This window comes from Kineococcus siccus (assembly GCF_009906795.1).
GTDB classification, from domain to species: Bacteria; Actinomycetota; Actinomycetes; order Actinomycetales; family Kineococcaceae; genus Kineococcus; species Kineococcus siccus.
In genome coordinates, this window is the sequence record NZ_JAAALN010000469.1 from 1 (window position 1) to 423 (window position 423).

Below are 423 nucleotides of genomic sequence, written 5' to 3' on the forward strand. Positions count from 1 at the left end.
GTCCGGGTGCGGGTAGCCGCCGGACTCGTCGTAGGTCGTCATCACGTGCGGGCGGAACTCGCGCACGACGTGCACGAGCGCGTCGATGGTGAACTCCTCCGGCGTCAGCGCGAAGCAGCCCGGCGGCAGCGGCGGCAGCGGGTCGCCCTCCGGCAGGCCCGAGTCGACGTAGCCCAGCCAGCGGTGCCGGACGCCGAGGATGCGCGCGGCCTCGGCCATCTCGCGCCGGCGGTACTCGCCCATGTCGCGCCGCAGCGTCGCGTCGTCCTTGAGCCGGGGGTTGAGCACGTCGCCGCGCTCGCCGCCGATGCAGGAGACCACGAGGACCTCCACGCCCTCCTGGACGTACTTCGCCATCGTCGCGGCGCCCTTGCTGGACTCGTCGTCCGGGTGGGCGTGCACGGCCATCAGCCGCAGCGTCTC

Annotated in this window: 1 protein-coding gene; it reads right to left on the reverse strand. The window is 73.5% G+C overall.

Annotated features, from left to right (window positions below; genetic code table 11):
- A partial coding sequence (locus tag GTR02_RS22160) for a PIG-L family deacetylase (protein ID WP_420814765.1) occupies positions 1–417 on the reverse strand: 417 nt, incomplete at its 3' end.
- Positions 418–423: the final 6 nt, after the last annotated feature.